The following is a 21,354-nucleotide window of genomic DNA, read 5'->3' as shown; positions in this document are numbered from 1 at the left end:
CACCTCCGATCGCCGGGGCGGGCTTACGCGGGGCGGCGGGCCTCGTCGACGAGCAGTACGGGGATTCCGTCCCGGACGGGGTACGCCAGACCGCAGTCCTGGCCGGTGCAGATCAGCTCGGTGTCCTGCTCCTTGAGGGAAGCGTGGCAGGCCGGGCAGGCGAGGATCTCCAGGAGGCCGGCTTCGAGCGGCATGTGGTGTCCCTTCGGGGGTGCGCTGATGTGGCCTGGTCAGGGTACCGCCGTGGGGGGCGGGGTGTCGGGGGTGGAGCGGGTGAGGGCGGGGGTGTGGTTTTTCGCCCCCGCCGCCCCTACCCGTCCCATCCTGTTCCTGGGGGCTGTGCCCCCAGACCCCCGCTGTCGGCCTGAACGGCCTCGTCCTCAAACACCGGACGGGCTGGGGGTGCGGGCCTGCGCTGGAAAGGTGCCGCCGGGGCTGGTGGGTGCGGGTGGGTGGGAAGCAAGCCGGCCCTGAAGGGGCCTTGTCCTCAAGCGCCGGACGGGCTGGATGGTGTTGGTCAGGATCGGATGAGGGTCAGTACCTCGTCGCGGATCCTTGTCATCGTCGGCTTGTCGCGGGCCTCCGTGTTCAGGCGGAGCAGGGGTTCCGTGTTGGACGGGCGGACGTTGAACCACCAGTCCGCCGCGGTGACCGTCAGGCCGTCCAGCTCGTCGATCTCGATGCCCTCCTGGCCCTCGTACGCCGTCCTGATCGCGGCCAGGCGGCCTGTCTGGTCGGCCACGGTGGAGTTGATCTCGCCGGAGCCGGTGTACCGGTCGTACTGGGCGACGAGGGCCGACAGGGGGCCGTCCTGGCCGCCGAGCGCGGCGAGGACGTGCAGGGCGGCCAGCATGCCCGTGTCGGCGTTCCAGAAGTCCTTGAAGTAGTAGTGCGCGGAGTGCTCGCCGCCGAAGATCGCGCCCGTGCGGGCCATCTCCGCCTTGATGAAGGAGTGGCCCACGCGCGTGCGTACCGGTGTGCCGCCCTGTTCGCGGACGACCTCCGGGACCGACCAGGATGTGATCAGGTTGTGGATCACCGTGCCGGAACCGCCGTTCCGGGCGAGTTCACGGGAGGCCACCAGGGCCGTGATCGCCGACGGCGAGACCGGGTCACCGTGTTCGTCGACCACGAAACAGCGGTCCGCGTCGCCGTCGAAGGCGATGCCCAGGTCGGCGTTCTCCTCGCGGGCACGCTTCTGGAGGTCCACGAGATTGGCCGGGTCGAGCGGGTTGGCCTCGTGGTTCGGGAAGGTGCCGTCCAGCTCGAAGTACATGGGGACGAGGGTGAGGGGCAGGCCGGCGAAGACCGTGGGGACGGTGTGGCCGCCCATGCCGTTGCCCGCGTCGACGACGACTTTCAGGGGGCGGATGGAGGTCAGGTCGACGAGCGAGCGGAGGTACGCCGCGTAGTCCTCCAACGTGTCCCGCTGTGTGATCGTTCCCGGGGTGACGGGTTCGGGTTCCGGTGTGCCCGAGTCCAGCCAGGATTCGACCAGTTCACGGATGTCGGTGAGGCCCGTGTCCTGGCCGACCGGTGCGGCGCCTGCCCGGCACATCTTGATGCCGTTGTACTGGGCAGGGTTGTGCGAGGCGGTGAACATGGCGCCGGGCAGGTCGAGGGCGCCCGACGCATAGTAGAGCTGGTCCGTGGAGCACAGTCCGATCTCGGTCACGTCGACGCCGCGTGCCGCCGCTCCGCGCGCGAAGGCCCGCGACAGGCCGGGCGACGAGGGTCGCATGTCGTGTCCGATCACGATCGCGTCCGCCCCGGTCACCTGGACGAAGGCGGCACCGAACAGTTCCGCCAGCGGCTCGTCCCACTGGTCCGGGACCACACCACGTACGTCGTACGCCTTCACGAGCTGCGACAGGTCTGCGGACACGGCCACCCCTTCTGGAACAATCGGTCGCCCCAAACTACCCGCCCTCACTGACATCCCCACTGCGTGGCGCCTCGCCCGTACGCCCGGATGTCCGGGTGCCGGGGCGACCGTGCCCGCCAAGGCGGCGCCGACGTCGGCGAGTTGTACGAAGTCGTGGTGGGAAGCCGTGGTTGTGGGCTCAGTTGTCCGGTGAGCGCAGGACTCTGAGGTGTCCGCGGCGTGCGACCTCGCGCGGGTCCGCGGTGCGTGCCCTGCCGCCGTCGGCCGCCCGCTCCGGCGGACGGGCCGCTTCACGGACCGCGTTGGCAAGCGCTTCCAGATCGTCTCCGCTGGGCCGTGCGGGAGCGGAGGCGTCGAGGAGCCGGACGACCTCCCAGCCGCGTGGCGCGGTGAGGCGTGCGGAGTGCTCGGCGCACAGGTCGTAGCAGTGGGGTTCGGCGTAGGTCGCGAGGGGGCCGAGGACCGCGGTCGAGTCGGCGTAGACGTACGTCAGCGTCGCGACGGCCGGACGGCCGCAAGCGGTGCGCGAACAGCGACGTACAGGGCTCACGACGTTGGACGGTACCGCACTCTTGAGCGGGCCGCGACGACTCCCCAGCAGGCCACTCTCCCGTGTCGTGCTGTGAAACCGCCCACACAGGGCTTCCGGAACAACTCGTTGACCTGGGGCGACATCGGGTAACGAGATGCCGAACAACCCTGAAACCGATCCTTAGTTGGTAAAAACTATGCTAATTGCCCTGATTTTGACCGTCGGAGGATGTACGAAATCGAGCCCAACCTTGGCTTGAATGATCATCCTGTGTCAGTCGGTGGCAGGCGTGCCCGGCACCCGTGCGGCGGTCGCGGGGACTACGCTTCGTCAGTGATGGACAACCCCGTACCGCCCCGCGCCGCAGGCCCCGGGCCCCGCCGCCGTGATCGCCACGGCCGTGGCATGCGCGGCCCCGTGGCGCCGCCGCAGGTTCCGCTCTCCGCGAGCCGTGCCGAGGCGTTCGCGGATCTGGTGCAGGACTCCGTGGAGCGGTTGGAGCGTCGGTGGCCGCAGCTCTCGGACTTCGACTTCCTGGTCCTCGAAGTGCCCCAGCTCGAAGGCCCGCCCGAGGCCTGGGCGGAGGAGGCAGTCCCCTTGGGGGGCACGATTCCCGCCCGTGAGGGTCACCCCGCGCGCGTGGTGATCTATCGCCGCCCGGTCGAGATCCGGACCAAGGGCCGCGACGAACGTGCGGCACTGGTCCACGAGGTCGTCGTCGAGCAGGTCGCCGAACTGCTGGGACTCACCCCGGACACCGTGGACCCGCGGTACGGCGAGGAATGACAGAGCCGATCGCCCCTCCCCGGGGCGATCGCTTCCGTCCGTCGATCACTTCTGCAGGACCGAAAGATCCTGCTCCGCGTCCGGTACCGCCACCGTCCCCCGGTCGTCCGGCAGCGTCTGGATGGTGAAGGCCGGCACGCCCTCCGACGGGGCCGCGAGGGTCCGGGAGGCGTAGACGTCTCCCCCGGAGACCCGTTCGACCGTCAGCGCGTACGTGCCCTTCAGGCCGGCCGGGACGGGGAGTTCGACGTCCTGGGTGGTGCCGCCCTTGATCGTGTACGTCTTCGTCGCCGCCGTACCGCCCTCGCTGCCCGCGGACGCCGTGACCTTGACCTCGGCGGCGCCCCCCGGGGCGGTCAGGGAGAGCGTGGTGCCCTTGGCGGTGTTGCCGACGACCGTCGCACGCGCGGAGACCGGGCCCGTGGCCGGGATGAAAGCGGTCTCCTGCTTGGCGCCCTTGCCGCGTACGACCTCCAGGGCGGCGACGAACGGCACCGACCTGTCGGTCGGGGTGAGGACCAGGGAGCCCGCCTCGCCGCGCGTGAGGTCGCCGAGGTCGGCGGCGGCCGTCATGCCCGCCTTGATGTGCAGCGTCTCGTTGCCCGCCGGGGTGATCAGGCCGGTTGGGGAGGCGAGGCGGACCTTCAGGTCGGCGTCGCTTTCGCCGGGCGTGAAGGCGATCAGCCGTACGGAGGTGGCGTCCTTGGGGATGCCCGGCAGCACCAGGCTGCCCGCCGGTTCGGTGGACGCGCTCAGCCAGTCGCCGCCGGTCTTGGCGTCCAGGGCCTGGACGGCGGCGCCGACCCGGCCGCTGCGCACGCTCACGTGCACCGTGAGGTCGGGCTGCGGTCCGTCGGCGAGCGTGGACAGCAGGATCGGCTCGCTGCCGAGCGGCGGGACCGTGATGCCCTCGCCCACCTCGGACTTGAGGGTGCCGTCCTTGCCGTACAGCTCGATGTCGACGACCGCGGCGGAGTCGTCCGGATTGGTGAGATGCACGTAGTCCGTGCGGCCGGCGGCGGTGCTGGCGCCCGGGAACCAGAACTCGGTGTCCGGGACGGTGCAGTTGACGCCCAGTAGGCCGCGTCCGGTGCCCGCGGCGACCTCGGTGGTCTCCTGCACGGTCCAGCCCGGCGCGAACTTCCCCTCGGCGGTGCCGACGAGTGCGGGCGAGTCACCGCCCGAGGTGTCCCCGGTGACGGGCTTGCCGGGCTCCTTGGGGGTGAGGACGGGCTTGACCGTCTTCGCCTTGCCCTTGCCCTTGCCCTTCCCCTTCGCTCCGGTCGCCGACTCCGCCGTGGCGGCGGCCAGTTCGGCCTTGCCGCCGCTCGCGGTGCCCTCCGTGACGGGAGTGAAGGACGTGTACGTCGTCTCCGCGAGGTCGGACGTACTGGGAGTCGGGCAGAGCAGGCTCGTGCGCTCCACGGGGAGCTGGGCGGCTGCTTTCGCCGTGCCCGCGTCGGCCGCGTCCGGTGTGTTGAGCGAGGCGAACCCGGTGACGGCGGCGAGCACGGTCGTGCCGGCGATCAGGGAGATGGTGGTGCGGTTCACTGCTGGCTCCCGTCGGGGCGCTCACCCTGCGGGTGGGGCTGCTGTGGCTGCGCCGGGTCGTACGCGGGGTCGTAACCCTGGGTGTACGTCTGGTCGTACGCCGTCGTCTGCGGCGAACCGCCGTACGCGTACGGGTCGTACTGGCCGTTCTGGTACGGATCCCCCTGGTACGCCGGGTCGTAGGTGCCCGGTGGGTACTGCTGGGCGTTCTGGTACTGGTCGGCGTTGTAGCCGTCGTACTGCGTGCCCGGGTAGGCCGGGGTGTTCCATTCGTCGCCGTACGGCTGCTGTTGCGGGATCGCGGCCGGAGCCTCCTCCGGAGCCGGAGGGGTGCCGGTGTCGGCGGGGAACTCGGCCTGGTCGTCGCTCTGTTCGGCTTGGTCCGCGTCGGCCTGGGCGCGCAGACGGCGGGCTCGGCGGCCGTCGCCGGTGGCTGTCTGGGCGGGGATCTCGCGCTCTTCCTCGGGTAGGTCGTCGTCGACGTCCCGGCGTCGGCCCGGCAGGGCCATGACGACCAGGACGACGGCGAGCGCGCCCTGTGTCCACAGCCAGGCGGTGTGGCCGATCGGGGTGTCGAAGGTGACGTCCAGCTTCCCTCCGGAGGAGGGAAGCTCAAAGCCCTGGGCCCAGCCGTCGAGGGTGGTGGGGGTGAGGGGTTCGCCGTCCAGCGTGGCCGTCCAGGCCTCGTCGGCGGAGTCGGCGAGGCGCAGGACACGGCTGCCGGAGCCGGCCGGGATCGTGGTGTGGATGTCGGCGGGGCCGGAGGCGACGGGCTGGGCGGCGCCGGAGCCGGACGCCGGGACGATGGCGGCGCGCGAGACCTCCTGGTCGACGCGCCACAGCGCGCCGCCCTCCTGCTGGCTGAGCCTGCTCAGGCCGGGCGTGGCGTCCAGGATGCGGCTGATCTGGCGTGGGGCTCCCCGGTGGACGAGGACGTAGCGCACGGCGAAGCCGCCTAGTTCGTCGGCCTGGTCGGCGCCGGAGCCTGCGACGAGGTTGGCGACGACCTTGTCCAGCGACGCGTTCTCGCCGCTCTGGGCGGCGAGTTCGCCGTCACCGAGGCGGGCACCGGAGCCGCGGACGAGGGTGTAGCCGACGCGGGCGGTGGAGTCGCTGGCCAGGACCAGGGTGCGGGCCTGGTCGCGGGTGCCGCTCTCCTCGGCGACGAACGCGGGCACCTGGACCGGGTCGCGCCGTTCCAGTGGGCCGTCGGCGCCGCGGATCATCCAGCCGGCGGCCAGGAGCAGCGGGCCCGCCGCGGCGGCGAACGCGATCAGGGCGGCGACCGGCTGACGCCAGCCGAAGCTCTGCTCGGCCACGCGCGAGCGTGCCCCGTCGGCACCGAGGGCGGCGGCTGCCAGCAGGGCGAGGCCGTAGACGAGGGTGGCGGGCCCGGCCCAGGCGGAACTGTTGGAGAGGACCGCGAAGACGAGCGCCACCAGGGCCACCGTCCAGGCGGTCCAGATGCCGAACTGACGCTCCGTGCGCAGCAGGGCGGCCAGTGCGGCCAGCACGACGCCGATGAGCATCAGCCCGCTGACCGTGCCGGGGCCGCCCGGACTGGCGCTCAGGAGGTCGAGGGCGCCGGCGGCGCCGGACCCGTACTCCAGGCCGGCTTCCTGGAAGAAGCCGAACGGGAGCAGGGACAGCGACCAGGGGGCGAGGACCAGCAGGGGCACACCGAACTGGGCCAGGAAGCGCAGCCCGTAGGCGGTGATCTCGCCCCGCCGTACGACGAGGAGCGCGAGGCCGAGCAGCAGGGCGATGGGCCACACGATCGGGGTGAAGGCGGTGGTGATCGTCAGCAGCAGCGTGTACGCCCAGGTGGCGCGCCAGCTGCCGCGTGCTCCCGACGCATGTGTCAGGCCGCTGGCCGCGATGCCCGCGCGGGCCATCAGCGGGAGGAGGACGGCGAGTACGGCGGTGCCGATCCGGCCGCCCGCCAGTGCGCCGGTTGCAGCGGGCAGGAAGGCATAGACGACGGCCGCCCACGCGCGCAGGAGCCGTGATTCGACGAGCGGGCGCGAGGCGAAGTACGCGGTGAAGCCGGCCAGCGGCACCGAGGCGATCAGCAGGACGGTGACCGCGAGGCCCGTCGAGCCGAACAGGGTGGAGGCGAGCATCGCGACGAGCGCCAGATAGGGGGGCGCCGACGAGGTGTCGCCCACGCCCACCGGGTGCCAGGCGTCCAGATAGCGCGCCCATAGGTCGGCGGAGTCGGCCGGGGCGGGCAGCAGGGCACCGCCCGCGAGGGCACCGCCGCCGAGCAGTTCGCGGCAGGCGACGAGTGAGACGAGCAGGAGTACGAGGAAGAGCACCGGCCCGGGCTTGCGGGCGATGCGCTTGAGGCGGACGAACTGCTCGACCTCGAGGAAGTCGGCGTCGTCGCCGCCGGGCCCGGACTCCACGGCGTTGCCGTGCCGGCCGGCCCCTGAGGTGACTTCGGGGTCGGAGCGGCCGAGGAGGTCGCCCGCGGCCTGTTCGATGGTGGCCCGCACGGTCGCGCCGGGCGGCGGGAACAGGGCTCGCAGCTCGCCCTTGTCGATCTGGGAAACGCCTCGTCGGCGACGTCCGGCGATGATCCGCTCGGGTCGCAGCAGAGTGCCCAGGAGGCCGCGGATCTCGTCGACGGCCTGTCCGGGGGCCTTGCCGACGAGATACGCCACCATGCGCACCATCGTGCCGAGGATCACGCGCAGCAGCACCCAGGGCAGCTTCGCCGTACGGCTGTTGACGAGCAGGGTGTAGACCGCGCCGGCCTTGTCGACCTTGTGCGGGGACGCGGAGGTACGGCCCACACAGTCGACGGTGCGGCGCTCGCGGGAGGACGCCTCGGCATGCCGTACGACCGCCTCCGGGGCGACGAGGACGCGGTGGCCGGCGGCGGTGGCGCGCCAGCACAGGTCGACGTCGTCGCGCATCAGAGGCAGCCGGCGGTCGAAGCCGCCGAGTTCGTCGAAGATGTCGCGCCGTACGAGCATGCCCGCGGTGGACACGGACAGCACCGGGCGGACGTGGTCGTGCTGGCCCTGGTCCTGCTCGCGGCGGTCCAGGCCGGTCCAGCGGCGGCCGGAGTCGGCGATGGTCACGCCGACTTCGAGGAGTTGTCTGCGGTCGTACCAGCCGCGCAGTTTGGGGCCGACGACCGCGATGTCGTCGCGGCCCAGCTCGTGCTCGCTCTCCACGACCCGCAGCAGTTGGGCCAGCGCGTCCGGGTCGGGGGCGCAGTCGTCGTGGAGCAGCCAGAGCCATTGCACCGGTTCCCCGTGGGGTAGCTCCGGCATGTCGTACGCGTCGTCGCGCCAGCTGCGGGTGACGGGGTCCCAGCCGCTGGGGCGCTTCAGGTACGTCAGCTCGTCCGGGGTGAGGACGGGCGCGGTGCGGTTGGCCTCCTCGACCGCCTGGCCGAAGCCGGTGCGGCGGGCGAGGTGCAGGACGCGGTCGGCGCCGAGGGCGTCGGTGACCAGCTGGGCGGAGTCGTCCGCGCTGCCGGTGTCGGCCGCCATGACGTTCTGCACCGGGCGCTCCTGCCCGAGCAGCCCGGCGAGCACCTCGGGCAGCCAGCGGGCGCCGTCGTGGGAGACGAGTACCGCGGTCACCACGTGACGCGGGAACTCGGGCGTGGTGGCAGTGCCGTAGTCGGCTGCCGTGTGGCTGTGCGCGGACATCGAGGTACGGGCCCCGGTTCGGTGGACTGCGGTGGACGCCTGTGCCCTGATGTGAGCGGCGGGGCGTCTCGGACGAGCAGCCACACTATCGGCTGGGCAGCACGGCGGCCCGCCGCCTGTGGACAACCACCCGCGACGGGCCGTTCGCTGTGTTGCGTCGTGCGTTGCGTTGTGTGCTGCGTCGTGTACTGCGTTACGTGGAACCCGGTGCCGTACGCCTCAGACGGCGGCCTTCTTCAGCCGGCGGCGTTCGCGCTCGGACAGACCGCCCCAGATACCGAAGCGTTCGTCGTTCGCGAGGGCGTACTCAAGGCACTCGGAGCGGACCTCGCAGGCGAGGCAGACCTTCTTGGCCTCGCGGGTCGAGCCGCCCTTCTCGGGAAAGAAGGACTCGGGGTCGGTCTGGGCGCACAGTGCGCGCTCCTGCCAGCCGAGTTCCTCGTCCGCGTCGTCGACCAGCAGTTGCTGCACCGTCTCGGTCATGTGCGCCCCTCGTCTGTCTTTCGCGTCCCCGTGAGGTTGCCGTCAACCGATATCGGCCGAACGACACGAGTGAAATTACAAGTGTGCTGCTCCGGGCGAGTCAAGCTGAGATCTGCTATTGGGTCCCTTATTCACTCTGCGGAACCAAGGCCATGCGGAAAGTGTTCAAATCGGCATAAACCTTGACAGGGCAGAGGAGGCCCCGGAGGGCGACTACCCCCGCGCAGAGCTTGTACAGGGGATGACGCCCAGAAGTTCGATCTCGTTCCGACATACGCGCCGAAGCGAACCGGATCACATCGGACCGCCTGCGGGTCGCCCGCGGGTTGCCTGGGGACCATTGGGTCGCGGTGAGGTCCGTACGCCCGGTTGTGCGCCATGTGTCCTCGGAGGCGGACGCACAAACCTTTCGCCAGCGAGATGGACCGGATGAGGTGAAACTCGTCCCACATACCGGGTGTCGAGTTGACAGTGCAGGTGTGAACCGATGTCCTTGTGGGCATGCTCGCGAACTCGGCACTCACCTCGACCCGCCCCGCGCGGTCCCTCGGTGCTGCTCGTGCTCGCTGTAGCTGTTGTCGCCGTTCCAGCTGTTGAGCCCAACGCGCTCCGGCTGCCTCTGAGTCCACCGCGACTCGGCTGCTGCTCCCTCGAAGCCCACATCAGGGCGATGCCTTTCCCGCCCGCGACCCGGGCGGACGGTACGCGACACCCAGCCAACCCCCACACTTCTCCCGCCGAGGACCTCCGCACTCCATGAACAGCGACAGCGACCTCCAGATCGCCGGCGACATCCTCGAAGTACCGCACCTCCTCCAGGCCCCCCGCGAGCACCCGGCCACCGTCGCCGACTTCGTCGGTCTGGCCCGCGCCATCGCCGGGGACCGCTCCCAGTGGGAGCACCTCGTCCAGTACGACGCGACGTCGCGCTGGTACCACCGGCTGCGCACCGGCCCGGGATACGAGGTGTGGCTGCTGTCGTGGGTCCCCGGGCAGGGCAGCGGGCCGCACGACCACGGCGGTTCGTCGGGTGTCCTGACCGTCCTGGACGGGCAGCTGACCGAGCGGACGGAGCGCGGCACGCGCGCGTTGCGGGCGGGTGCGCAGAGGGCGTTCGCTCCGGGTTACGTGCACGAGGTGGTCAACGACACCCTCGAACCGGCCGTGAGCCTGCACGTCTACTTCCCGGGCCTGACGGAGATGCCGATGCACGCGGCGCGCTGCGCGCCGGCGACGGCGGAGGCGGCGGAGGCGGTCGTGACCGGCTGAGAGCGGCGCCCCGGCCCACGGCTCGACGACCGGTCGACGCGTTGTCGTACCCGCCTGCAAGACTTGGCGGCATGCGCATTGTGGTTCTGGCAGGCGGCATCGGCGGTGCCCGGTTCCTGCGCGGTCTTCAGCGGGCCGTGCCGGACGCCGATATCACCGTCATCGGCAACACCGGGGACGACATTCACCTCTTCGGGCTGAAGGTCTGCCCGGACCTCGACACGGTGATGTACACCCTCGGCGGCGGTATCAACGAGGAGCAGGGCTGGGGGCGGACCGACGAGACCTTCCACCTGAAGGAGGAGCTCGCGGCGTACGGCGTCGGGCCGGAGTGGTTCGGTCTCGGCGACCGGGACTTCGCCACGCACATCGTGCGGACGCAGATGCTCGGCGCGGGTTATCCGCTGAGCGCCGTCACCGAGGCGCTGTGCGACCGGTGGAAGCCAGGGGTGCGGCTCATCCCGATGTCCGACGACCGGGTGGAGACGCATGTAGCCGTCGAGGTGGACGGCGAGCGCAAGGCCGTCCACTTCCAGGAGTACTGGGTGCGGCTGCGGGCCTCCGTTCCGGCCGAGGCCATCGTGCCGGTCGGCGCGGAGCAGGCGAAGCCGGCGCCGGGGGTCCTGGAGTCGATCGCCGACGCCGACGTGATCCTCTTCCCGCCGTCCAACCCGGTCGTGTCCGTCGGCACGATCCTGGCCGTGCCCGGGATCCGCGAGGCCATCGCCGAGGCCGGGGTGCCCGTGGTGGGCCTCTCCCCCATCGTCGGGGACGCGCCCGTGCGTGGGATGGCCGACAAGGTGCTCGCGGCGGTGGGCGTGGAGTCCACGGCGGCGGCCGTCGCCGAGCACTACGGCTCGGGACTGCTGGACGGCTGGCTCGTCGACACGGTCGACGCGGGCGCGGTGGCGCGGGTGGAGTCGGCGGGCATCCGCTGCCGTGCCGTGCCGCTGATGATGACGGACGTGGAGGCGTCGGCGCAGATGGCGCGCGAGGCGCTGGCACTGGCGGAGGAGGTGCGGGGCGCGTGAACGGCGAGCTTTCCGGTGCGGGGGGCGGGGGCGGTCGGGTCCCGGGGGCCCCCGGGCGTGGAGTCGGCGGCGGGAGCGGACAGGTGCCGGGCGCCGTTGAAGGTGGAGTCGAAGGCGAGCTCGGTCAGGTGCCGGGGGCCTCTGAGGGTGGAGTCGGCGGCGGGGGCGGTCAGGTGCCGGGCGCCGTTGAGGGTGGAGTCGAAGGCGGAGGCGGCCAGGTCCGGGGCGCCGCTGACGGTGGAGTCGAAGGCGAGGGCGGTCGGGTCCCGGGGGTCCCTGAGGGTGGAGTCGGCGGCGGGGGCGATCTGGTGCCGGGCGCCGTTGAAGGTGGAGTCGAAGGCGAGGGCAGTCGGGTGCCGGGCGTCGCTGGCCGTGGTGTTGGTTCGGGGGGCGGGTATCGGGTCTGGGCTGTGGGTGGGCTGCCCGAGGTTCAGCGGGGGGACGATCTCGCGAAGCTCATCGCCGTTGCCGAGCCCGGGCTGCTCGACGGGGACGTGTTGCTCGTCACGTCGAAGATCGTGTCCAAGGCCGAGGGACGCGTCGTCAAGGCGGTGGACCGGGAGGCCGCCATCGACGCCGAGACCGTGCGGGTCGTCGCCCGGCGCGGCGCCCTGCGCATCGTGGAGAACCGGCAGGGGCTGGTGATGGCCGCGGCCGGCGTCGACGCCTCCAACACGCCCTCCGGGACGGTGCTGTTGCTGCCCGAGGATCCCGACGCCTCCGCGCGCGCGGTCCGGGACGGAGTGAGGGACGCGCTGGGCGTCAACGTCGGCGTCGTCGTGACCGACACCTTCGGGCGACCGTGGCGCGCGGGGCTCACGGACGTGGCGATCGGCGCCGCGGGCGTACGTGTGCTCGACGATCTGCGCGGGGGCACGGACGCGTACGGCAACCCGCTCTCCGCGACGGTCGTGGCGACCGCCGATGAGCTGGCCGCCGCCGGGGATCTCGTCAAGGGCAAGGCTTCGGGGCTGCCCGTCGCCGTCGTGCGCGGACTGCCGCATGTGGTGGTCGAGGGCGACGACGCCGAGGGGTCGGGGGCGCGGGACCTGGTGCGCGATGCCCGCGACGACATGTTCCGGCTCGGTACGTCGGAGGCCGTACGGGAGGCCGTGACCCAGCGGCGTACGGTGCGGGCCTTCACGGACGAGCCCGTCGACTCCGGTGCGGTACGGCGCGCGGTCGCCGCCGCGGTGACCGCGCCCGCTCCTCATCACACGACGCCCTGGCGCTTCGTACTGCTGGAGTCCGAGCGGTCGCGGACCGAGCTGCTCGACGCGATGCGGGACGCCTGGATCGCGGATCTGCGGCGGGACGGGAAGAGCGAGGCGTCCGTCGAGAAGCGGGTGCGGCGTGGGGATGTGCTGCGGGGGGCGCCTTATCTGGTGGTGCCCTGTCTGGTGATGGACGGGTCGCACACGTACGGCGACGCTCGGCGGGACGGGGCCGAGCGGGAGATGTTCGTGGTGGCGACCGGGGCCGGCGTGCAGAACTTCCTCGTCGCGCTGGCCGGGGAGCGGCTCGGGTCGGCGTGGGTGTCCTCGACGATGTTCTGCCGGGATGTCGTGCGGGAGGTGCTGAAGCTGCCCGCGGGGTGGGATCCGATGGGGGCGGTCGCGGTCGGGCATCCGGCGGAGGCGCCGCGTGCTCGGGTGGATCGGGATGCGGGGGCGTTCATCGAGGTGCGGTGAGTTCGGGGGCACAGACCTCGGGGTGCGGCTGTCCCTCTAGAGGGTTCGTTTCTTCTGGCTTTTCTTCGGGCTTTGTTCTCTGTGTGCTAGGAACGGTTTCGTGGCAGGACGGTTCGCTTCCCAGCCTTCCCGGCCCACTCGTGCGACTGTGCGGGGTGGGCATGTCGCCGTGCCCGGTGGGGTGCCTCGGCAGGCGTCCGCGCCGGGGCGGACCCGGACCTGGGTGCCCGGGGTGCCGCTCGACCTCGGGCTGGTGCTGGGGCCGTTGCGGCGCGGGCCCGGCGACCCTACGTTCCGGGCGGCGCCGGACGGGTCCGTGTGGCGGGCCTGTCGTACGCCCGCCGGGCCCGGGACGCTACGGGTCGCACTGCGGGACGGGGTGGTCCGGGGGGAGGCGTGGGGGCCCGGGGCCGAGTGGCTGCTGGAACAGTTGCCCGAGTTGCTGGGGGCCGCCGACGATCCCGAGGCGTTCGCGCCTCGGCACCGGATTGTCGCGCTCGCTCGGCATCGGCGCCCCGGGTTGCGGCTGACGCGGACCGGGCTGGTCATGGAGTCGCTGATTCCGTCCGTGCTGGAGCAGAAGGTCACGACCGATGAGGCCTATCGGGCTTGGCGGTTGCTCGTACGGAAGTTCGGGGAGCCTGCGCCTGGGCCGGAGAGTTCGCCTCGTGGGTTGTTCGTTGTGCCCTCGGCTCGGGACTGGGCTCTGATTCCGTCCTGGGAGTGGCATCGGGCCGGGGTCGACAACAAGCGGGCGTCGACGATTCTGCGGGCGGTACGGGTCGCGGCGCGGCTGGAGGAGGCTGTGGCGCTGGATCCGGAGCGGGCGCGGGCTCGGTTGGAGCTGGTTGTGGGGGTGGGGCCGTGGACCTCGGCGGAGGTGGTGCAGCGGAGTCATGGGGCGGCGGACGCAGTGACTGTGGGGGATCTGCATCTGCCGGGGATCGTCGGGTTCGCGCTGGCGGGGGATCGGGATGCGGATGACGAGGTGATGTTGTCGTTGCTGGAGCCGTATGCGGGGCAGCGGCATCGGGCGGCTCGGTTGATTCTGCTGAGTGGGCGTACGCCGGGGCGGCGGGCGCCGCGTATGCGCAAGGTGGATATTGGGCGGCTTTGAGTCGGCGGGGCGGTTTCCTCGCCCCCGCCGCCCCTACCCGTCCCATCCTGTTCCTGGGGGCTGCGCCCCCAGACCCCCTGTCGGCCCTGAAGGGGCCTCGTCCTCAAGCGCCGGACGGGCTGGAAATGCGGGCCTGGGCTGCAGAAGCGGTGGGGGCGGGTGGGTGGGAAAGAAGTGCGGGCCGAATCGAGCCTCGGCCCGCGCTGAGCACAGACGGTGAACGGGTGGGTGGGTGGGAAACCTCGGCCTGGGCTGAAACGGGCTCGTCCGTGGTCGCCGGGTCGGCCGAGACGCCTCGGCCCGCGCTGGGCACAGACGGTGAACGGGCGGGTGGGAAACCCCCGCCCGCGCCGCAGCACCGTTGGTCTACTGGTCCGACGAGAAGCGGAGCGCCCCCGCTGGGATTCTGGCGTCGCACCAGACCCGTACGCCCTCCCTCAGTTCGTTGTCGGCGCCGATGATCGCGCCGTCGCCGATGACCGTGCCGGTGAGGACCGAGCGTTCGCCGACGCGGGCCCTCGTACCGATCAGGGAGTCGGTGATGACCGCGCCCGGTTCGACCACCGCGCCCGCCAGGATCGTGCTGCCCGAGACGCGTGCCCCCTCCGCCACGAACGCGCCCTCGCCCACCACCGTGCCGCCGGTCAGCTTGGCGTCGCGGGCCACCCGGGCCGAGGGGAGGATCAGTCGGTCGCCGCAGCGGCCGGGGACCGCGGGGGACGGGGCCCGGCCCAGGACGAGGTCCGCCGAGCCGCGGACGAAGGCCGCCGGGGTGCCGAGGTCCAGCCAGTACGTCGAGTCGACCAGGCCCTGGAGGTGTGCGCCGACGGAAAGGAGTTCAGGGAACGTTTCTCTTTCCACCGACACCGGGCGGCCCGCCGGGATCGTGTCGATGACCGAGCGGCGGAAGACGTACGCCCCCGCGTTGATCTGGTCGGTGACCATCTCCTCGGGAGTCTGGGGTTTCTCCAGGAACGCGGTCACCCGGCCTGTTTCGTCGGTGGGGACCAGGCCGTAGGCCCTGGGGTCCGTCACCCGGGTGAGGTGGAGCGAGACGTCCGCCGACGTCGACTCGTGGGTGCGTACCAGGGCCCTGATGTCCAGGCCGGTGAGGATGTCGCCGTTGAAGACGAGGACCGGGTCGTCGGGGGCGGAGTGCAGGCGCGAGGCCACGTTGCGGATCGCGCCGCCCGTGCCGAGGGGTTCGTCCTCGGTGACGTACTCCAGATGGAGGCCGAGCGACGAGCCGTCACCGAAGTGCGGTTCGAAGACCTCGGCCAGGTAGGAGGTGGCCAGGATGATGTGCTCCACCCCGGCCGCTCTCGCTCTCGCCAACTGGTGCGTGAGGAAGGGGACACCGGCGGCCGGGACCATCGGCTTCGGGGTGTGCACGGTGAGCGGACGCAGTCGGGTGCCCTTGCCGCCGACCAGGAGGATCGCTTCTGTCACCTGTCGTCTCTGCTTCCTGCCGGGACCGACCGAACGTCGTTCGGTCGGCCAGTGTATGCAGACCGTTTGTATGCAGAACCGAACTCCGGTGGCCCGATGAAGGTGCTCAGCGCCCCTGGTATTTGGCCGCCGTCTTGCGCGCCGAGCCGAGCCTCCCGTAGAGCAGTCGGCCCGGACACTCGGTGGCGAAGCCGTCCCGGTGGCCGGAGATCACGTTCAGTCGTACGTTCTTTCCCTTTGGGTAGAGATTCCCACCACCTGACGTCAGGTATGTCTTTCCGTTCGGATTGCCCCCGAACAGGCCGAGCTTCCAGGCGGTGAGCCGGGCGATCGCCCCCACTGCCCGCTTGGACGGCTTGGAGTTGACGAAAGTTCCGAGGACGGCGATTCCCATGCTGTTGGTGTTGAAGCCGAGCGTGTGCGCGCCCCTCACCGGCTTCGCCACACCGCCGGCGCGTCCCTCGTAGATGTTTCCGCACCGGTCGACGAGGAAGTTGTAGCCGATGTCCCGCCAGCCGCTGCTTTCCACGTGGTAGCGGTAGATGCCGCGGATGAGGGACGGGACCTCCGAACACCAGTACTTGTTGCCCGAGGCCGTGTGGTGCACGAAGGCCGCCTTCACCGTCTTCGTGTAGACGAAGCCGCTTTCACGCAGGCCCTCGTCCGCACCCCAGCCGCGCCGGGTGACGATCCGCGGACGCGGGCCGATGAACGGCGTCACCCGTCGCTCTTCCGGTCGGGTCTCCTGCCGCCGCAGGGCCAGTGCCTCTTCTTCGGTCCGTTGTCTGTCCAGGGCCGGGATCTCGGTCGCGCCCAGCGGGGCCAGATCTACGTTGGCCTCGGCCGATTCAGCGGCCGATTTCGCGGACGCGGTGGCGTACTCCGGCTCCGTCGTTCCCTTCGGCCCCGTCTGGCCCGTCTGGCCCGTCGGTTCCATGGTGCGGGTGGGCTGCCCTGCGGGTTCGGTGGGCGCCTTGCCCGGGTCCACCAGTTCGAGGCGCATCCCTGCCGGGAGGGGGGACCGGGCGTCCGAGGCGTGCCCCTCGCCGTCCGCCCGTACGCGCACCTCGACGCCGTCCGAGTCGCCCACCCACAGGGGAGCCGTGGAGCCGCGGACCCGGCCCGAGACACGCTCGGCGGTGTCGGGGTCGGCCGAGTGCTCGTGGTTGTGCGTCTCGACGTCCTGCCAGCCGGACCAGTGACCGCCGACGGCCTCCCGGGTGCGGACCTGGACCTTGCCGTACAGCTCGGTGTCCGGGTTGTCCCAGATGACGCCGACCAGTGAGAAGTGCCGTACGTCCGGACGGTACAGGCCCTGTTCGGCGGCCGGGCCGAGCGTACGGTCACCGGGGCGGGGGGCGAGCGGGAGCGACTGGGTGCTGCCGGGAACGTCCGGCGCAGCGACAGCCACGGTGGCCGCAGGGGCTGCGGGGGTCGATGTTGTCGGTCGCGTCTCGGCGGGTCTCGCCGAGGCCGAAGCCGGGGTTGAGGGCAGGGTCAACGGAAGCGCCAGGGCTGTTGCGCATACGACGCCGATGGAAGAAGAAAGGTATCCACGCATGCCCCTGATCCTGGACATAGTCATACATACCTGTCCAACGATGAACTGACGGACAGTCCGCTGCGTTCACCCGAACCGGTGGCTCCGCGAGGCGGCCCGAGCCCACGGCCGGGCGCGCTCCTGCGTACTCTTGCGCGGGTGAACGCCACCGACCGCACCCCTGCCCACCTGCTGCGTTCCGCGCTCGCCGCGGACCCCGCGCGCCCGCTGGTGACCTTCTACGACGACGCCACGGGCGAACGTGTCGAATTGTCCGTGGCCACCTTCGCCAATTGGGTGGCCAAGACCGCGAATCTCCTCCAGGGCGAGCTGTCCGCCGAACCCGGTGACCGGGTCGCGCTGCTGCTGCCCGCGCACTGGCAGACGGCGGTGTGGCTGCTCGCGTGTTCGTCGGTGGGTGTCGTCGCCGACCTGGGGGGCGAGCCCGGCGCCGCCGACATCGTCGTCAGCGGGCCCGACACGCTGGAGGCGGCGCGCGCCTGTTCCGGCGAGCGGATCGCGCTCGCGCTGCGGCCGTTGGGCGGGCGGTTTCCGCAGGCTCCGGCCGGCTTCGCCGACTACGCGGTGGAGGTGCCGGGGCAGGGCGACCGGTTCGCGCCGTACGCGCCCGTCGACCCGGAGGCGCCCGCACTGATCGTGGCCGGGGCGCAGCTCACGGGGGCGGAGGTCGTCGAACGGGCACGGGCTGACGCGGTCGAGTTGGGACTTACGGGGCCTGGGTCGCGGCTGCTGTCGGGGTTGGACTACGACACGTGGGACGGGGTCAGCGCGGGGCTGTACTCACCTCTCGCGACCGGGGGGTCCGTGGTGTTGTGCCGGCATCTCGAGCGGGCGGACGAGGGTGTGGTGGCCAAGCGGGTCGAGGACGAGCGCGTCACGGCCACGCGCCACGGCCAGGGCCACGGATAGGGCCACAGATAGGGGCACCCTGCCCTCCTCCCGGCTGCGGGCCGGTGGGGCCCTGTCGCGCCCACGCGGCTGAGCCGCACATGTCACAGCCCCGCATCCCTGGGCGACAGCCCCGCACCCCTGGGCCGGTGCCCTCCCCCGCAGTCATCCGCAGTCATTCGTTCGGCCCAACAGCGGGCGCCCTCGCCTCTCCGCCGGGACATGGTCGTAGAACACGTACACGCCATGGAGGGGTGGGCCAGTCGTGACCGAGACCGTACGCGCCCTCGGGCCGGGTACCGGGGCCACCCGGCTCGTGCGGCGGCGTTGGGTTCGGCGGGCCGTTCTCGGGGTCGGAGTCCTGTCCCTCGCCACCGTCGGGGTCGGGATCGGGGTCTACGCCAAGCTCGACGGGAACATCACCCCGGACCACGATGCCGCCGCCGAGCTCGCCCGGTACGAGAAGGAGCGGCCCACCGCGCTCGTGCGCGGGGCGCAGAACATCCTGCTGATCGGGTCCGACTCACGGGCCGGGGACGGGAACCGCGAGTACGGGCGGGACTCGGGGACCGCGCGGTCGGACACGACGATCCTGTTGCATCTGGCCGCCGACCGCCGGAACGCCACCGCCATGTCCCTGCCGCGCGACCTGATGGTGGACGTGCCGAGTTGCCTGCGGCCGGACGGGAGTCGCGGGAAGCCGATGTTCACGATGTTCAACCAGGCCTTCCAGCAGGGGGGTTCGGCCTGCACGATCCGTACCGTCGAAAAGCTGACGGACATCCGGATCGACCATCACATGGTGGTCGACTTCCACGGCTTCAAGGACATGGTCGACGCCGTCGACGGGGTCGAGGTGTGTCTGGCGAAGCCGGTCGACGACCGGGAGGCCAGACTGCGGCTGCCCGCCGGGAAGGTGACTCTCGACGGCGAACAGGCGCTCGGGTACGTGCGGGCGCGCAAGTCCCTCGGCAACGGGAGCGACACCGGGCGGATGGACCGGCAGCAGCGTTTTCTCGGGGCACTCGTCAACAAGGTGCAGAGCGACGACGTACTGCTGAACCCGGTGAAGCTCTATCCGGTCCTCGACGCCGCGACGTCGTCCCTCACGACGGACCCCGCTCTGGCCAGTTTGCGCGGTTTGTATCAGTTGGTGCGTGGTATGCGCGACATTCCTACCGAACGTGTGCAGTTCCTGACCGTTCCGCGCGAGTCGTATGCCTACGACGCCAATCGCGACCAGTTGACCGAGCCGGCTGCCGGGCGGCTGTTCAACCGGCTTCGGACGGATTCCCCGGTCGCCGTAAGGGCGGAGAAGTCGGTTCCGGGCGCCACCTCCACCTCGCCTCCCGAACACACCCGCGTCCCCGTTTTTCGCGGGAACACGGCCGCCCAGGACGTCTGCGGGTAAAGCGCTTGCCAAGTCGGCGAACCTTAGTTCAAGAAATTGGGCGGATTGCCCAGTTGTAGGGACGTGGAATTTGTCACCGCCGTCACTTGACGCCCAACTGGACGGATAGTGTGAGCGATCCGGTGCGTCAGGACACGTGTCGTGTGCACACCGGCAGACCGAGACCCGAGCGCCTTTGGAGGGGGAAAGGCGCCGCGTGGCCCCGACGGAGGATGCAGACAACCGTGGACGCGCAAGGCCGTGGGCAGGCGGGCGACATCGACCCCGCAGACCAGTGGGTGCTCAACCCGAGCACCGGCGAATACGAACTGCGACTGACTCCCTCCGCACCGCAATCAGCGGTCCCGGGACCTCGTCGATCCGCACCCGCCAACGCGGGTACGGGACGCGGGCGTTCGGCGGCACCGGAGCGGGAGCGAGAGCGAGAGACGCACGGGGTGCCAGGCACTCCCGGGCAGGTACCTCCGCCGAGACGGCGCCGTGGTGTGCCCGAGGAGGATCCGCTGCCCGGGCGGCGCCGTTCGCGCGCCCCGCAGAAGAAGAAGTCGAAGGCCAAGAAGGTGCTGCTCTGGACGGGCGGGACCATGGCCTTCGTCCTGGTGGCCACCACCGCAGCCGGCTACTTCTACCTCAAGCACCTTGAGGGCAACGTCCAGACGACGGATGTCGGTACGGCGGCCAAGTCCGGCTTCAGCAAGGACGAGGCCTTCAACATCCTCATCATCGGCACGGACAAGCGCACCGGCGCGGGCAACGAGGCCTACGGTGACGCGGGTAGCGTCGGGCACGCGGACACGACGATCCTGCTGCACGTCTCCAAGGACCGGACGAACGCGACCGCGCTGAGCATTCCGCGTGACCTGATCGTCGACGTCCCGGACTGCCCGACCGTACTGAAGGACGGGACCGAGAAGATCGTCGCGGGCACGCAGGACGTCCGCTTCAACACCAGCCTCGGGCAGGACGAGCGCGACCCCGGCTGCACCATGCGCACGGTGAAGGAGGTCACGGGCATCTCGCCGGACCACTTCATGATGGCCGACTTCAACGCCGTGAAGACGCTGACGACTGCTGTCGGCGGGGTCGAGGTCTGTGTGACCAAGGCCGTCAACGACAAGGAGTCGAAGCTGAAGCTGCCGGCCGGCAAGTCGACGGTCGAGGGGGAACAGGCGCTCGCCTTCGTCCGTACGCGGCACAGCTTCGGCAACCAGGGTGACCTGGACCGGATCAAGGTCCAGCAGCAGTTCCTCAGCTCACTGATGCGCAAGATGGCCTCCAGTGACACGCTGACCAACCCGGCCAAGCTGCTGAAGCTCGCGGATGCGGCCACCAAGGCGCTGACCGTGGACACCGGTCTCGGCAAGGTCTCCACGCTCAAGGACGTGGCGCTGGAGCTGAAGAAGGTGCCGACGAAGAACATCACCTTCATGACAGTGCCGGTCATCGACAACCCGGCGGACGGCGTCGTACGCAAGACGGTGATCGTCAACCCGGTCTCGAGTCCCGAGGTGTTCAACGCGATCGCCAACGACGTGTCGTTCACCGCCGTCAAGCAGCAGAAGGCCAAGGAGGCGGCTGCCGTCGCCGCCCGCCTCAAGGGGACCAAAGCCGCCGCCTCCGACGTGCGGGTGCAGATCCTGAACGGTGGTGCCGTCGCCGGCTCCGCACAGGCGACTCTTAACTACCTGCAGAATGATGAGGGTGTGACCAAGTCCGAGAACGCGGGCAACGCCTCGGCGGAGCTCGCGAAGACAACGCTGGAGTACGCGCCCGACCAGGCCGACCAGGCCCGGCGGCTGGCCGCCATCATGGGGCTGTCCGGTGCGGCGATGAAGCCCGGCAAGAGTGTGACGAACTCCCAGGGGCTGCCCACCATGACGCTGACCCTGGGCAAGGACTTCAAGGGAGCCGGCGTCTCGCTCACCGCGCCGGCGAAGGCACCGACCGTGGAGGGACAGTCCACGGCGGACAAGGTGAAGTGCGCCAGCTGAGCACACCGATCGACTAGTGGGCGTCTGCGCCAGAAGTTTTT

Annotated in this window: 16 protein-coding genes and 1 pseudogene; 9 read left to right on the top strand and 8 right to left on the bottom strand. The window is 70.9% G+C overall.

The annotated features are described in order from the left end of the window. Nucleotides 1-23: 23 nt before the first annotated feature. The 3 genes from OG241_RS34705 to OG241_RS34695 form a co-directional block, all read right to left on the bottom strand. Nucleotides 24-194 (bottom strand): Trm112 family protein, encoded by a 171-nt coding sequence (locus OG241_RS34705; RefSeq protein ID WP_405821024.1) that lies wholly within the window; start codon nt 192-194, stop codon nt 24-26. A gap of 323 nt (nt 195-517) precedes the next feature. Beyond that, nucleotides 518-1,885, bottom strand: a complete 1,368-nt coding sequence (locus tag OG241_RS34700) for a phosphomannomutase/phosphoglucomutase (protein WP_405821022.1) — start codon at nt 1,883-1,885, stop codon at nt 518-520. A 178-nt stretch (nt 1,886-2,063) separates the two neighbouring features. Next, nucleotides 2,064-2,483: a DUF3499 domain-containing protein gene (locus OG241_RS34695; RefSeq protein WP_405826578.1), complete on the bottom strand. Its 420-nt coding sequence runs from the start codon at nt 2,481-2,483 to the stop codon at nt 2,064-2,066. 270 nt (nt 2,484-2,753) lie between these two features. On the opposite strand from OG241_RS34695, the gene OG241_RS34690 reads away from it, so the two are divergent. Next, nucleotides 2,754-3,203 (top strand): metallopeptidase family protein, encoded by a 450-nt coding sequence (locus OG241_RS34690; RefSeq protein ID WP_319292691.1) that lies wholly within the window; start codon nt 2,754-2,756, stop codon nt 3,201-3,203. A gap of 45 nt (nt 3,204-3,248) precedes the next feature. Here the strand turns inward: OG241_RS34690 and OG241_RS34685 are convergent, their stop codons facing one another. The 3 genes from OG241_RS34685 to OG241_RS34675 form a co-directional block, all read right to left on the bottom strand. Continuing rightward, a complete protein-coding gene (locus OG241_RS34685; protein WP_405821020.1) occupies nt 3,249-4,754 on the bottom strand; it encodes a DUF5719 family protein in 1,506 nt (501 codons plus the stop codon). Continuing rightward, entirely contained in the window at nt 4,751-8,422 is a 3,672-nt protein-coding gene (locus OG241_RS34680; protein WP_405821018.1) for a glycosyltransferase, read from the bottom strand. The genes OG241_RS34685 and OG241_RS34680 overlap by 4 nt, the downstream gene beginning before the upstream one ends. 219 nt (nt 8,423-8,641) lie before the next feature. Further along, nucleotides 8,642-8,905, bottom strand: coding sequence for a WhiB family transcriptional regulator (locus tag OG241_RS34675; RefSeq protein ID WP_010034659.1), 264 nt, complete (start codon nt 8,903-8,905; stop codon nt 8,642-8,644). Between the two features lie 756 nt (nt 8,906-9,661). On the opposite strand from OG241_RS34675, the gene OG241_RS34670 reads away from it, so the two are divergent. The 5 genes and pseudogenes from OG241_RS34670 to OG241_RS34650 form a co-directional block, all read left to right on the top strand. Beyond that, nucleotides 9,662-10,174 (top strand): cysteine dioxygenase, encoded by a 513-nt coding sequence (locus OG241_RS34670; protein WP_405821017.1) that lies wholly within the window; start codon nt 9,662-9,664, stop codon nt 10,172-10,174. A gap of 71 nt (nt 10,175-10,245) precedes the next feature. Then, a complete protein-coding gene (gene cofD, locus OG241_RS34665; protein WP_405821015.1) occupies nt 10,246-11,205 on the top strand; it encodes a 2-phospho-L-lactate transferase in 960 nt (319 codons plus the stop codon). 353 nt (nt 11,206-11,558) lie between these two features. Continuing rightward, nucleotides 11,559-12,896 (top strand): coenzyme F420-0:L-glutamate ligase, encoded by a 1,338-nt coding sequence (locus OG241_RS34660; protein ID WP_405821013.1) that lies wholly within the window; start codon nt 11,559-11,561, stop codon nt 12,894-12,896. 100 nt (nt 12,897-12,996) lie between these two features. Continuing rightward, nucleotides 12,997-14,013 (top strand): DNA-3-methyladenine glycosylase family protein, encoded by a 1,017-nt coding sequence (locus tag OG241_RS34655; RefSeq protein WP_405821011.1) that lies wholly within the window; start codon nt 12,997-12,999, stop codon nt 14,011-14,013. Continuing rightward, nucleotides 13,952-14,171: pseudogene (locus tag OG241_RS34650) on the top strand (cobyrinic acid a,c-diamide synthase); the annotation flags it as partial. The gene OG241_RS34655 and the pseudogene OG241_RS34650, both read left to right, overlap by 62 nt. 208 nt (nt 14,172-14,379) lie before the next feature. Here OG241_RS34650 and OG241_RS34645 read toward each other — a convergent pair. Together OG241_RS34645 and OG241_RS34640 are read right to left on the bottom strand one after the other, a co-directional pair. Then, entirely contained in the window at nt 14,380-15,462 is a 1,083-nt protein-coding gene (locus OG241_RS34645) for a sugar phosphate nucleotidyltransferase (protein ID WP_405821010.1), read from the bottom strand. A 106-nt stretch (nt 15,463-15,568) separates the two neighbouring features. Further along, complete coding sequence (locus OG241_RS34640; protein ID WP_405821008.1) at nt 15,569-17,041, bottom strand: peptidoglycan recognition protein; 1,473 nt, start codon at nt 17,039-17,041, stop codon at nt 15,569-15,571. Nucleotides 17,042-17,161: 120 nt separating this feature from the next. Between OG241_RS34640 and OG241_RS34635 the strand changes: the two genes are divergently transcribed. The 3 genes from OG241_RS34635 (at nt 17,162) to OG241_RS34625 (ending at nt 21,313) form a co-directional block, all read left to right on the top strand. Then, complete coding sequence (locus OG241_RS34635; RefSeq protein ID WP_405821006.1) at nt 17,162-17,932, top strand: TIGR03089 family protein; 771 nt, start codon at nt 17,162-17,164, stop codon at nt 17,930-17,932. Between the two features lie 244 nt (nt 17,933-18,176). After that, entirely contained in the window at nt 18,177-19,322 is a 1,146-nt protein-coding gene (locus tag OG241_RS34630) for an LCP family protein (protein WP_405821005.1), read from the top strand. 224 nt (nt 19,323-19,546) lie between these two features. Further along, nucleotides 19,547-21,313, top strand: a complete 1,767-nt coding sequence (locus OG241_RS34625; RefSeq protein WP_405821003.1) for an LCP family protein — start codon at nt 19,547-19,549, stop codon at nt 21,311-21,313. Nucleotides 21,314-21,354 lie beyond the last annotated feature (41 nt).

Origin of the sequence: Streptomyces sp. NBC_01390 (assembly GCF_045040105.1) — a bacterium.
Classification (GTDB): Bacteria; Actinomycetota; Actinomycetes; order Streptomycetales; family Streptomycetaceae; genus Streptomyces.
Note: the sequence above shows the minus strand (reverse complement) of the source record. Positions and strands in the feature narration are given on the sequence as shown.